We start from the raw sequence: 12,576 nt of genomic DNA on the forward strand, positions 1-12,576 counted from the left end.
ACGTTCCGACCAATTATTGATTGGCCCCCTGATTGGCAACTAAAGGCCAATTCGGGTTTTGATAGATAATTGAACCAGCTGGGCTACCATCTGTCGAAGTTATGCTCAAATGACTTATTGCTATGGGAGACAAATAATGGGCACTGGTCCAGCTATAGCCATTTAGAACAAGATTGTTAGCCGAAAGATTAATCCGATAGGGTCTTAAATATTGACTTTCCTGTGGTGAAGACACATTTGCGGTTTTTCCTGCTGTGCCGGGTACGATTAAAGTCGAGACGCCTTTATCTTTGTACCAGTCTTGCATAGGCCCCCACAGCCTCATCCCTTCAATAATGTATGGATTGCTTGCTAGCTGATCAAGAGCCCGCCAACGCCTAAGATCATTAAATCTAAATCCCTCGGCAACTAGTTCCAAACGGCGCTCCCTTCTAATATTATAAAGAAGTTTGTCAGATAGTAATTGTCCTGCTGAATATGCAGCAAAGTCACCCTGAGCTTCCTTTTGCATGTCGGTCGCATTTACGGTTGCCATAAAATCTGTATTTACACCTGCTCTTTCTCTGATTTTTGTCCAGTAACTATTGGCTTTTGCATCGATCACTCCCTTTGCAAGATAACTTGCTTCAATATAGTTTAGATACGCTTCGACTGCGCGAAATATAATCGAGCCTGTGGTACCAGTCTGTCCCTCAGCTTGGGCAAAAAGATAGCTCATTCCTTTTTTCAAGGCATAACCTGTCACGTACCTTGTTTCGGCTAGTCCGATAATATCTGGTCTCGGCTCTGTCTGCACAGCACCTGTCGAAGAAGTCTGGTTGGTATAACTCAATTCCCCAGGTGCTTTCATAAAGAGCTGTAAGCGATTATCCCGATTTTTTTTGACGAGGCTGATGGAATCGTCACCTGCATACCCAGCGTTAGAAGCATAAATAGGCAGTCCGTTTTTCATGGTGAAATTTTCCACAAGACCTCTTGAATATCCAGAATTTCCGCCATTACGGTTCATGTAGTGATTTACAGCATGCGTAATTCCTAAAGGCATTGAATAACTCCGCCATAAAAGGACTTCACTGTAACCGTTTAGATTTTCATCACCAAACATTTTAAAATAGGGATTTGAAGATGAATTATAACCATCATCCTTTGTATTTCCAACAAGTTCGACTGCATCGGCTACCTGAGCGGCGGCTGTCATCGACTGTTCTAAGAAATAATTGATCTCATTATCGATATTGATCGAAAAATTTGGATGCGATTTTGCACCCGGCCAGCCAGTACCACCAGGGACGAAAGCAGTTCCTTTATGGTATTTTAGCCAAGAGCCTTCAAATAATCCTACACGAGATTTAAAAAGTAAAGCAGCCTTTTTTGAAATACGGTTTTTCCCGTCCGGAGCAACATCGTTCAGCAGTGTAATCGCCGAATCCAAATCAGAAAGAATAAATCTAACCACCACATTCCTAGGTTGTCGAACAGAAGCAGCGGTCAGCTCTTCCATATTATCTTTCAGTGTATTTCTGATGATCGGAAAATCACCTAGCGCCTGTACCTTAGTAAAATATTCATACGCTCTCAAAAAATAAGCTTCTCCCACATAATGGGTTATATTTGCGGAATTTCCTGTTACCTTACCATTTTTCCATTTTGGAAGTACTTGTTCAAGAAAATAGTTCAACTGTCTAATCTGGGTAAAATCCCATTCACCTCCGGAACTTGGCACACGCCATTCTCCCGGGACCCAGCGTGTCGAATAACTTGAAGTCACCTGGTTATCAGTACCGTTATCGTTGGCAAATGTTCCAAGCCCCCAGCCAGAATGGGATGGAAAGGCATAACGTCCAACAGTATATGCAGCTAAGTCCGCTTCTGTATTTAAATATTCTTGTGGTGTTACATTGGATAAGGGTTCTCTATCCAAATACTTATTGCAGGAGTGCAAAGTGAACAACACGGTCATTGATAGCAACCAAGAAATTGTGGAGAAATAATATGTTCTTTTCATATCTATCTGTTTAAAAATTCAAGTTAAGTCCAAAAGAATAAGTCGTCGAAAATGGATATGTTTTTCCATCGTTCCACCCTCCAAGTCCAACGGTTTCCGGATCAAAAACCTTGGCCATTTTGGTAAAAGTCAACAAATTTTCACCTGATGCATAAATTCGAATTTTGGAAAATCCTATTTTGGTCAATAGCTGTGGAGAAAACGTATATCCAAACTGAGCATTCTTTAAACGTAAATAAGCGGCGCTTTGCAAATATCTCGTTTGCGTTTGCTGATTTTTTGAGGTATTAAAATAAGGTCTTGGTAAATAGGAATCTTTATTAACACCTAATATACCATTTTGTACCATAGTGGAATTCTCATCACGGTAGAAGTCCATATTCTCAACAAATCCAGCAGATTGCCACATCCCGCCATTCGCTCCCCAAAAATATGGGCCATTGGGCATATAATCGCGTTTTCCAACACCTTGCAAGAAAATCCCTAAATCGAACCCGCTATAATTGAAATTTAAATCAAAACTGTAACGATAGCGTGGGGCCGAATTTCCTATAATTGCCAGATCCCCTGGGTTAGCCAACGTATTGGCTCCATTATTAACCTGACCGTCTCCGTTGAGATCAGCATACATGATGTCGCCAGCTTGCCAGTTTGTCCCGAAAGACTGTTTGGCATTAGCGAGATGTGCAGCCATTTCTTCCGCGCTCTGTGCTATTCCTAAAGTTTGATATCCCCAGATCTCCCCATTCTTCCGGCCATCATACCAAGTACTCAACGTACCAGTAGGATTAGGATATTTGGTTACTGTCTGACGGTCGTCGGAAAGTACAGCTCGTGCGCTATAATTCAGTTTACCGATATGATCTTTCCAGTTTACCTCAATTTCGAAGCCTTTGGAATTCATCTCGGCATTGTTTAAACGCGGTACAGCCGTGCCCAAAATAACAGGAAGTTCTGGTGCTGGTCCTATCATATCGAATGTATTCCGACGATAGACTTCAAGAGATAAACCTAAACGATTGGAAAGTGCCCGCAAATCAAGCCCCACATTCCAGCTTGATACACGCTCCCAGGTCAATGTAGAGGCAATAAGCCCAGGTGCACTGGCTGTATTTGTTTTTTGTCCATTCAAAAGCCAGGTACCATTAGCTATACTCACTGGCATTGTTGCATAAAAAGGATACCAATTGTCCGTATATTGGTTTCCCAGCTCGCCATAGGAACCACGCAACTTAAACATGGAAACATGCTCCTTGATAGGCCAAAATGATTCATTCGCTATGTTCCATCCAACGGAAACGGAGGGAAAGAGATTCCAGCGCAAGTCTCTTGGAAAACGTGAAGAGCCATCGTATCGCCCATTCGCTTCAAAAAGATATTTATCTTTGTAGTTATAGTTTAAACGTCCAAAAAAACCAGCGGTAGCCCAATGTTGGTAGCCCCCAGAAGCTCTTGGATTAGTGGTCGCAGTATTCAATGTCGGTATATTATCTGTGATTAGATCGCTCATGCTTCCATTAAGATCTCTATACTTATTGAGCTCTGAATTGAAACCAGCCAAAATTTTGAAATGGTGATCACCGTTGATGTCAAAGGAATAATCTGAAAAGAAATTTGTACTGAAATATTCATCTTTTCGATTGTATTCCGACACATTGGTATATCCTGCCGCATTGTATCCTACCGCAACGGGAAATGGATTTCCTTTTACATCATTTGAATAAGCTCTCAAAATTTCAGCATGATCATTTTGACTCGTAATGCGATAATTGACATTTCCTGTTACATTCAAGTTTTTGATTGGCTGATAATGCAATTGCAGCTGTTGATAGAGAAAATCTTTCTGAAATTTTGAACGCCCCCCCTGCTGCAGCTGCAAGATTTCACTTGGTTCGGAATAATTTCCATTTGGATCGTACAAAGGTATCGTAGGCCATCTTCTAGCTATATTATGATAATATAAATCATTCATATGGCTTGCTTTTTCGTAGTCTTCACGTACAAAACGCGTATTGTACATCAAGTCTAACTTATCGCTAATCTTTGCATTGATTTTCGTAGCTATCGAGTATCGTTGAAAATTATCATTGGCAAATCTGTTCAAACCGTTTTGATCCATGTAATTTGCAGAACTATAAAAATTCAGTTTTTCAGTCCCCCCATTCAAACTGAGTGTGTGTTCATGGGAAGTTGTAAAGTTCCGATAAAACTCCTTAAACCAGTTTGTATTCCCATTAGATCCTGTATAGTATTGAAATCTGTCACTAGCATTTGGGGTAGTCGTCGTTTCAATTTCGCCTTTCTGATAAGCATCAATTCGTTCCAATACCTCCTGCGAAAATTTTGCTCCCTCACCATCGTTTGCTGCGACTTCATTGAAATAATAAGCAAATGTTTTGGAATCTAACATCGTGGGTAGTCCTCTTGGCTTGCCCAGTCTGATATTATTGTTATAATTTGCAGTTATCTTCCCCGATTTCCCAGATTTTGTCGTAATGAGGATTACTCCGAAAGGTGCTCTGGACCCGTAAATAGCCGAAGCTGCTGCATCTTTAAGTACGGTGATATTTTCAATATCCTGAGGATTCAGCGCATTCATATTACCTTCCATCCCATCAATTAAAACCAAAACTGATGAACTCGACCCTACGCCTATCGTTCCTGCACCACGGATATTGACACTTAAATTTTGATTTAGCTCGCCGCCCAATCCAGTTGTCTGTAAATTCAGTCCAGGGATCATGCCCTGAAGGGCCTGTCCAACATTCTGCACAGGTCTTGATTCTAACTCTTTACCGTCAAGAGAAGAAACCGCACCGGTCAAATTTGCCTTCTTTTGTGTTCCGTACCCCACTACGACGACTTCTTCCAAGGCCCTATCTTGATTGGCCATTGTCAACAGCATTGGACTGCGACTCGCATTTTCACTTAAAGAAGCATACCCCACATAGGAAAAATCCAAAATAGATTTTTCATTTGCTACTTTTAAAGTAAATGTTCCGTCTTCTGCTGTCAATACAGTATTTGAGGTACCTCTTTCTGTCACAGTCACACCCGCAATTGGTTTTCCCGATGCATTCAAAACTGTACCTTTAATCTCTATCTTTTCTAATTTTTGATTTGGGATATTTTTGAAACTATTCCTTTCCTGTGGTTTAACAATAATAGTTTTACCTTCAATCACAAAATCTAGATCCTGCTCCGTGAGCGCTTTTTTCAACACTAACCTCAAATCCAATTTGGAACCAGAATAAGAGATTAATTTTTTGTTTTGCAAAATATCCGAATCATAAATAATCTGATATCCCGTTTGTTTACGTATCTCTTTTAGGACCTCTGATAAGGTTGCATTTTTTAGATTGAGGTTTAATTCTTGTGCCTTGGCTAAGGGAAGGCTTTGGAGAGCTATTAAACCAAGGATAGTACCTATTCTTGACGATCGCTTTAGAAAAGTTAAAGCAGATTGGTCCCGAACAAACCAAAATTTGTTTTTTCTCAGGTGAAATTTTTTATTCATATTTTTAGGCTTTATTGTAAAAGGGGCATTATTCCCATTCTTACAATAAAGAGTCTCCCAAACGCGATTACCCTAAAAAATTTTTTTAAAAAATTAATTCATGACCTTTTAACGTGATGTTCAAATTGCCTGATCTTTTTATGAGATCCAAAATCTCAGAAAACGAGCGATCTCTTTTAAGAAAAAGTGTAAAATTTCGATTAGGAACTTTATTGGGATCAAAATGAATTGGATAGATATTAGAAAGATCTGAGAGAATATAGCGCAAGCTTTTATTTTCATAATACAAATTACCATCTTTCCACGACGTATAATCTTCGGTTATAGCAATTGTTTTATCAATAGATCCTTGATCATCCAGCATGGCCATCTCTCCAGGAACAAGCAACTTGTTTTTTCCTGATTTAATACTTTTTAAAGCTATACTTCCTTCTGTTAATACAGTCTGCTCGGCTCCTTCACGAGACAAAACATTAAACTTTGTACCTAAAACAGCTATCCGCTGTTTATCTGTCAGAACAATAAACTCCTGTTTAATATCAGCCTGCTGTCTCTTAGCAACCTCAAAAAAGGCTTCTCCTTTTAAAGTTAAAATCCGATTTTTTAAAAAATCGCCTTTGTAACTCAGCTCAGAATTAGAATTAAGAAATACTATAGTTCCATCTTTTAACAAAACCTTATACAATCCACCAACCCCAACGCGCAGAACAACATCATCAAATTCGGAGGTTGATGATTCTGTCTGTTCAATAATCAACATATCTTTCTTTTTACTGACTTTGAAAGGTTTGTTTTTATTATTCTCCCATTCAGCAAGGGACATGGGCCTTGATCCTGAAATTGTGATGTCTCCAGCTGTAATATCCGCATAAATGTGCTCAGATTTTGGGGGGGAGATATTAATGGAGCGAGGATAAAAAATATATAAGCTAGTAGAACAAATAGATAAAACAAAAAATAGGATAGCCCCGTTCAACAAACGCTTTTTACGTTTCTTTCTACTAATCGTTGTTAGAATACGATCAAAAGTCTGTTTTTTTATATCTTCTCTATCGTTTAGGGGCATATGCTTATAATACGGATGAATTTGAAAGATTTTAATTTGTTAATATGACAAAATAACGAAAAGGTGAATATAATTATAAGGCTTTTCGTAATTTATTCAAGACTTTTGATATATGATATTCTACAGATTTGATACTAAGGTTCATTTTTTTGGCGATTTGTTTGTAGGATAAATCATCTTCGCGACTCATGATAAATATTGCTCTTGTTTTGGTAGGAAGTCTCGCTAATAATCCATCAAGCTGATCAGAGAGTTCTTTATATGAAAGCTCATCATGCTCAACAGCTATGTCTAACAACAGGTGTTCCTCTAATTCATTTAACCTACGTAATTTCCCCAGCAGTTTAAAACATCTGTTTTTTGTACAAATGAATAAATAATCTTTTAACGATGATTGGATGTTTAATCTTTTATGACGGGCCCACAACTCAGTAAAGACATCATGTAAAACATCTTGTGCTAGTGATTCTTCCTTCATCAATCGTAAAGCAAAGGTATAGAGGCCATCCCAGTAAAAATTATATACTAAGGAAAATGCTTGCATATCTCCGTCTTTTAGACAGCGCAAAATTTTGTGCTCTATTTGACTTTCCACTTGATTCGATTCCATATCGGTAATTAAATTGTTCTTCAATGGTTAGCAGATGTTTAAGACTAATTGGTTAGATTATGAAAAATGCCAACAATATTATGTATTACATAAGTACAATATTAACATTTTTTTACAAATGTATAAAATGATCTATAAAATTTTTAAATAAAAAATTAGTCTAAATTTTGCTTTGGCCTCGAAATCATAGTATCACCTTGGTATAGTTATATGTTTATTTCATTGAAGGATCTAAAACTGGATGAGAAGCAGCAAAGTTGGGGATCAATCGACACGCTAGAGTAGCTGTACTCCCCAGCAGCGATATATTTTGTCTCTACATTATAAAATAAAGCCCATGATATCGTAGGAACACAAACTTGGTTGACTGTAAGAATATCAATTGTTTAAACAAAAAAATCCACATTAATTCTTAATTTAGAGGATAAACCTATTTCAGCATATTTTAACATCCCTCAACTCGGTACCATATATGAACAAAATCCATTTTGTCAGAGAAGCAGTGATTAATATAGTTTTCATTGAAGCCATTATTACTTCTATTATATTCCATTTTTTTCTGTACATACAAAACAACTTCATCTGGATTGAAATAGTTAGCATTCCCGCTCTTGCATTCCTCTTTTTATTCCTTTTTCTAAGATGGAAATTTACGCGATATTTAGTAACTGTATTCTATTCCTTTTTATACGGAGCGATGGCCTACTATATTGGGAGGCAGCTCCAAGGTGACGGCATTTCAGCACGGGTTGTATTAGCTTTTACAGCTTATTTCCTGAGTTTGGGATTTCATCAAATGAAGTATAGATCGCTAAAAACTAAGTTATCAATGAAGATTGTAGTCTATGAAAATTAATATGCGATCCATTATTTTTATTACCGGATCCATCCTCTTTACCTATTGGATGTATTTACTCGCCGTAAGAGATAGTAAATATTTAAAGGATAATTACAGTCCCAATGCCGAAGTAATTTCAACAATACCCGTGTATAAAAGGCCAAAAATAAACAGTCATATCATCGACACGCTTCACAGTGGAGTGAAACTAACTGTAAGAAATGCTAATCAAGATTTTTATCGGATTATTTTCGCAGAAGAATATAATAATTTAAAGGGTAGCTATATCCCTAAAAAAGGATTAGAGATTTTCTCTGATACTGAACTCTAAATTTCATTTGGTGCATATCAATAATATTGCCACGGTTTAACCATATTCGTTTTATAGAATGGGTGCAGGGATATTGTAATCTTCCCTAAACTCTTTTTATTTTCAACACTATTAAGCTGCTCAACACAAAAGAATCTTGATGACTTTCCTGAAATAGATCGAAACAATTGCAGTAGTTTTAATCAGCAAGACAAAGGAGAAAGCGAGGTTGCACCATTGATACATGGAAAAGTAAGATTATGTTACAATAACGAAATATTGTCTGACGCAAGAGTTTTTTTTCTTCAAAATGGAAAGGGTACCATAACTTCCCTTATGACCGACAAAAAAGGTGAATTTGTAAATAAAATTTCATCAGATGGTTTTTTGGGTAAAGTTATTAAAGAAAAATTTGGATCGAATCTGACAATCGATGATGTGCGAATTGATGCAAATTTTAAAGATCATTATTTGGATATAAAATTACCTAGGCAACCTGTTTATATTAATGAAACAGGGCCTAAAAAGGACCGGAAAAAGCTAAGGAAAGAAGTTGAAAAAGCAAATAGCAAACATAAATAGGTGTTATAATTTGATCTGGGCTATTAAAATTTTAGTTTTTTTTTGATCTTTTGTTTCTCATCCTGTTCTGTCATCAGACAGAAAACAATAAAGTATTGGGCGGGTACGGAGCTTCAGGCTATTTAGACGAAAACGATTCGCAAGACTCGGTAACGATTTCAGGCGTTGTCACTGAAGCTAAGACAAAAAGAAAAGTACCCAATGCCGAGATACGATTTTTAGATTCTGAAGGAAATACGCTTAAAAAACTATCTTCCGACAATGATGGATCATTCAATACAAAACTGGCAAAACTCTCAAAATTTGGAAGTATCGAAATTGATGGAAATAGTGCTGGTTTTCTCACTAAAGCAAATGTTGACTTTGGTATTTTTGTCAATAACACTAAGATTAAAGCAAGACTTTTCAACTATGATTACTCTGCAACAGAGCTAGACACTTGACAAGTCAAAGATCATTGGAAATATGGAAGTTAAATGTTTATATTTAATTATGGAGACATATATGATGGCTATAATATTATACCGTTTAGCAAAACAATTATGAAAAATATTCTTTTTGCTTCCACGCTGGTTCTGTCTATACTTTCCTGCCAAGAAAATAAGCAACAGAACTCACCCCTTGTAGAAAATGCAGTGGACAATGCTGAGTCGGCTGCTTCAGGTTCTTTTAAGAGTTATCGTGGAAATAATATAACTGTAGACAATATCTATTCCGAATTGATAAAAGATGATAAAAACCTTACAGCTCTCAATTCCAGGATTGTGAAGACATTAGAGGAAACAGAAAAAGTTTTAGTTGTATATAACATTGTGCTCAACACCAATAATTCTTATTATCAGGATGCCAATGAACAAACGAAAGCCATTACAGATTCATTTGTAAAACAACAGGTAGAAAAAGAAATTACCGCCAGTGCTGATCGATACGATCTTAAAGTAAAAGATATAACAGATCATATCAGTCAAATAACTAAAAATAATGAAACGCTCGTTAGCACCTATACTGCTTTTAAAATCAGAAAAACACTACCTGAAATTGAAAAATATCAAAATGCGCATCCTCTAAAAATAGATAGCCTAAATACTTTCATTTCCAAACAGAATAAATTGCTGGAAGAATTAAAGAAATTTAAATAAATGATATCAAGAGAAGGAATACTGAGTCAACTTGACCAAGAGGCTAAAAATTATACCTTTCCAATGTTGGATAACGGCTATTACTATCATGGAGATCAAAAAATGGTAATTTTTCGAGATGAAAGTCGATGGGCAATATTAATTGAAATTTTTGCGTTTAACAATCACGATTATGATGTCAATGGTTTTACAACACTTGTCTCTGCCTATGGCAATTGCCTACTTAACGGATATGATGATGTCAGTTTCAATTGTTTCGTAAGTGATTCTGATACGGAGTCATTTCTTTATGACGACGAAAATTATATTCCATATTTGGATAGTAATGTTAAAACCATAAAAATTAGAGATCAAATTATTGTGTTAAATACGAATTCCGACTTTTTTAAACAGAAACAAATTGATCTTGAATACCCGAATAAAATTGCCCCTTGGGATTTAATGAGAAGCTTAGTGCCTGAATATTAGGATCATATTTGGCTAACCAATACCGAAATATCGCTGAGCATTCCATCAGATTTACCGATATTCTTAGAGCTGAATGAATGGCTTCATCCTGATTTAGCGGATAACCAACTACCGAGTGAAATGGAAACATTTATTCAGATTGCAGAAGCACTTGCGACTGGCAATAAAGCACTATATAAGCCTACTGTTGCACCAAACACACACTGGAAATATTGGCCTGAGGGTGGAACTTTGTAGTGATCATAAACCAATCTGCCGTTGTCGAACTGTAACCATTTTTTGTAAAGTGCAATTTTTCTCCGATCATCTGTGGCATAGTCAACCTCGAGATGCCATTTGGTTTCATCAACTAGAATTATTTCCTTCATACCTGTTTTCAGAATTATCCTACAACTGCTTTTTTATAAAAAAGATATCATTCAGATAAAGCTAATTCAATGATTCCTCAACGTAATTATAGTTTTTATTATAAAATAATATGGAATTCCACTGGATATATCTTTTCCCCGGACTGAACTCAAGTTTAACTCCCATTCACAAGGCGATCTACTTATACGAAAATAAGCACACCCAGATTGCTCCAGAGATGCTCTTCCAAATAATATCATTCAATGAAAACTATTTCACCGCTTGTCCAGAGCGATTTGAACTGAAATAGCATATGAAAAACATTGTATTAAAGTTAACTGATCAGGATATTAAATTTAAAGCACTATTCGGGACACTATGGGGATATTCAATGAAAATTACAGTACTATTCAATCCTATCTTTCTAGTTTTCCAAAACTATCAGCAAATTGCTGAGCCAGCGTTAATATATTTTCATTTTTTTCGGGACATTCCAGCACCTAATCCATTTAAAATACTATAGCAGAATGTAAACTTAATTTTAACACAAAACATGCAATTGAAATCAATAAAATTCGTGCTTCCTATTTTGCTTTTGGGAAGCCAGACCGTCTTTGGACAACTCGCTGCCACGAAGGGAATCACTCGGGAAGAACTGTTTAAGCATCTGAATGGCTTATTTCAGCAAAATACCGACGCGGCAAAAAACAATATTTTGAAGGAAGCCTTATTTCTTTCAAAATCCAAAAAAGAGGAAGATCAGTTGCTTTCCGCCCAGCTCTATGAAGGTTTAGAGCAGACGGATATGGCCGAAACCATAAAAAAAGGTATAAACAAAAAATTTCCCAAAGGAATCACCGTCCGCAATACGGCCTTTGGGGCATTATTTCAAAATACCGACCTCACAGCCCAGCAGGCAGAAGATCAGTATAAGCAACTGTTGCAACAATATCCAGAAGGGAATTACGAGGAAAAGAGCAATGGCGTGTACGGCTATGCCACGGGTGCTATTGCCCTGCAATATGCCCGAGAAAAAAATCTGGCTAAAGTAACCCAATATATGAATGCATTAAAACCTCGAAAAAACTATGTGGAATCCAATTTTATGGTTGGGAGAGAACTAAATAAGCAGGGTGAATTTGTCTTTGTCCAAGCGATGCTCGAACCTGTTTACACAGACCTTACAGTGCGTAAGAATTCGGCTGAAAGCACTAGCAATAAGGACGGGTTGCCATACTACGGCGGGATTACATTACAGTATGCCGAATCACTTATGGGGGCTAATGCCTTAGATAAAGCCTTAGATGTGCTCGCCCTGCAACAACAGCAGCTTCCTTCGGAGTTTACAACTATATTGTCACTTCGCATTAGAATGCCTCCACTAGTTCGCATCAGAATGCCCCCACTAATTTCACAAAAAAAACCATTATTCTATTCATTATTATTTTCATAATTTTCTTGATCTTCTGACTTTTTGGGTCTTCCCCTTTTTGATTTTTCCTTAGGGTCGTCTTCAAACATTCCGTTCAGTTCCAGGAGGTTCTTTATACGGTAACTGTTTCCATTTAGTTTGACGATTGTGGCATGGTGCACTATGCGGTCTATTATCGCCGATGCGATTACTTTGTCCCCGAAAAGTGTCCCCCAGTCTTCAAAGTTCCTATTTGTGGTAATGATCATTGAACCGTTTTCG

Annotated in this window: 12 protein-coding genes and 1 pseudogene; 7 read left to right on the forward strand and 6 right to left on the reverse strand. The window is 37.1% G+C overall.

The window, feature by feature from the left end:
• Nucleotides 1–13 precede the first annotated feature (13 nt).
• From IQ31_RS25735 to IQ31_RS25750, 4 genes are all read right to left on the reverse strand, one after another.
• Nucleotides 14–2,005: a RagB/SusD family nutrient uptake outer membrane protein gene (locus tag IQ31_RS25735; RefSeq protein WP_075993653.1), complete on the reverse strand. Its 1,992-nt coding sequence runs from the start codon at nucleotides 2,003–2,005 to the stop codon at nucleotides 14–16.
• A gap of 10 nt (nucleotides 2,006–2,015) precedes the next feature.
• Nucleotides 2,016–5,522: a TonB-dependent receptor gene (locus IQ31_RS25740; protein ID WP_145331090.1), complete on the reverse strand. Its 3,507-nt coding sequence runs from the start codon at nucleotides 5,520–5,522 to the stop codon at nucleotides 2,016–2,018.
• A gap of 85 nt (nucleotides 5,523–5,607) precedes the next feature.
• Nucleotides 5,608–6,282 carry a FecR family protein gene (locus tag IQ31_RS25745; protein ID WP_158638976.1) on the reverse strand — a complete coding sequence of 225 codons (675 nt, stop codon included), beginning with the start codon at nucleotides 6,280–6,282 and terminating at the stop codon, nucleotides 5,608–5,610.
• Between the two features lie 379 nt (nucleotides 6,283–6,661).
• Nucleotides 6,662–7,198, reverse strand: a complete 537-nt coding sequence (locus tag IQ31_RS25750; RefSeq protein ID WP_070566790.1) for an RNA polymerase sigma-70 factor — start codon at nucleotides 7,196–7,198, stop codon at nucleotides 6,662–6,664.
• A gap of 472 nt (nucleotides 7,199–7,670) precedes the next feature.
• Here IQ31_RS25750 and IQ31_RS28335 point away from each other — a divergent pair, with 472 nt between their 5' ends.
• From IQ31_RS28335 to IQ31_RS28340, 6 genes and pseudogenes are all read left to right on the forward strand, one after another.
• Entirely contained in the window at nucleotides 7,671–8,054 is a 384-nt protein-coding gene (locus IQ31_RS28335) for a DUF2929 family protein (RefSeq protein WP_088162455.1), read from the forward strand.
• Nucleotides 8,044–8,367, forward strand: a complete 324-nt coding sequence (locus tag IQ31_RS25760) for an SH3 domain-containing protein (RefSeq protein ID WP_088162456.1) — start codon at nucleotides 8,044–8,046, stop codon at nucleotides 8,365–8,367. The genes IQ31_RS28335 and IQ31_RS25760 overlap by 11 nt, the downstream gene beginning before the upstream one ends.
• A gap of 315 nt (nucleotides 8,368–8,682) precedes the next feature.
• A complete protein-coding gene (locus IQ31_RS25765; RefSeq protein ID WP_088162457.1) occupies nucleotides 8,683–8,928 on the forward strand; it encodes a hypothetical protein in 246 nt (81 codons plus the stop codon).
• Nucleotides 8,929–8,978: 50 nt separating this feature from the next.
• Nucleotides 8,979–9,371 (forward strand): carboxypeptidase regulatory-like domain-containing protein, encoded by a 393-nt coding sequence (locus tag IQ31_RS25770; RefSeq protein WP_088162458.1) that lies wholly within the window; start codon nucleotides 8,979–8,981, stop codon nucleotides 9,369–9,371.
• A gap of 33 nt (nucleotides 9,372–9,404) precedes the next feature.
• Entirely contained in the window at nucleotides 9,405–10,067 is a 663-nt protein-coding gene (locus tag IQ31_RS25775; RefSeq protein WP_198385967.1) for a hypothetical protein, read from the forward strand.
• 63 nt (nucleotides 10,068–10,130) lie between these two features.
• Nucleotides 10,131–10,772 (forward strand): annotated as a pseudogene (locus tag IQ31_RS28340) (DUF7003 family protein).
• Here IQ31_RS28340 and IQ31_RS25785 read toward each other — a convergent pair.
• The gene (locus IQ31_RS25785) at nucleotides 10,670–10,903 is read right to left on the reverse strand and encodes a hypothetical protein (RefSeq protein ID WP_088162460.1); all 234 of its coding nucleotides are present in this window, start codon (nucleotides 10,901–10,903) and stop codon (nucleotides 10,670–10,672) included. The pseudogene IQ31_RS28340 and the gene IQ31_RS25785 overlap by 103 nt on opposite strands.
• 533 nt (nucleotides 10,904–11,436) lie before the next feature.
• Between IQ31_RS25785 and IQ31_RS25790 the strand changes: the two genes are divergently transcribed.
• Complete coding sequence (locus tag IQ31_RS25790; RefSeq protein WP_145331094.1) at nucleotides 11,437–12,336, forward strand: hypothetical protein; 900 nt, start codon at nucleotides 11,437–11,439, stop codon at nucleotides 12,334–12,336.
• Here the strand turns inward: IQ31_RS25790 and IQ31_RS25795 are convergent.
• Nucleotides 12,315–12,576, reverse strand: a 262-nt coding sequence (locus IQ31_RS25795; protein ID WP_158638977.1) for an ATP-binding protein, incomplete at its 5' end; no start/stop codon positions are given. The genes IQ31_RS25790 and IQ31_RS25795 overlap by 22 nt on opposite strands.

Source organism: Sphingobacterium siyangense (genome assembly GCF_007830445.1).
Classification (GTDB): domain Bacteria; phylum Bacteroidota; class Bacteroidia; order Sphingobacteriales; family Sphingobacteriaceae; genus Sphingobacterium; species Sphingobacterium siyangense.

What these genes read in the sequence shown, in the direction of transcription:
- IQ31_RS25735 (WP_075993653.1), bottom strand. Translation starts at nt 2,005, where the DNA reads ATGAAAAGAACATATTATTTCTCCACAATTTCTTGGTTGCTATCAATG.
- IQ31_RS25740 (WP_145331090.1), bottom strand. Translation starts at nt 5,522, where the DNA reads ATGAATAAAAAATTTCACCTGAGAAAAAACAAATTTTGGTTTGTTCGG.
- IQ31_RS25745 (WP_158638976.1), bottom strand. Translation starts at nt 6,282, where the DNA reads ATGTTGATTATTGAACAGACAGAATCATCAACCTCCGAATTTGATGAT.
- IQ31_RS25750 (WP_070566790.1), bottom strand. Translation starts at nt 7,198, where the DNA reads ATGGAATCGAATCAAGTGGAAAGTCAAATAGAGCACAAAATTTTGCGC.
- IQ31_RS28335 (WP_088162455.1), top strand. Translation starts at nt 7,671, where the DNA reads ATGAACAAAATCCATTTTGTCAGAGAAGCAGTGATTAATATAGTTTTC.
- IQ31_RS25760 (WP_088162456.1), top strand. Translation starts at nt 8,044, where the DNA reads ATGAAAATTAATATGCGATCCATTATTTTTATTACCGGATCCATCCTC.
- IQ31_RS25765 (WP_088162457.1), top strand. Translation starts at nt 8,683, where the DNA reads ATGACCGACAAAAAAGGTGAATTTGTAAATAAAATTTCATCAGATGGT.
- IQ31_RS25775 (WP_198385967.1), top strand. Translation starts at nt 9,405, where the DNA reads ATGTTTATATTTAATTATGGAGACATATATGATGGCTATAATATTATA.
- IQ31_RS25785 (WP_088162460.1), bottom strand. Translation starts at nt 10,903, where the DNA reads ATGAAGGAAATAATTCTAGTTGATGAAACCAAATGGCATCTCGAGGTT.
- IQ31_RS25790 (WP_145331094.1), top strand. Translation starts at nt 11,437, where the DNA reads ATGCAATTGAAATCAATAAAATTCGTGCTTCCTATTTTGCTTTTGGGA.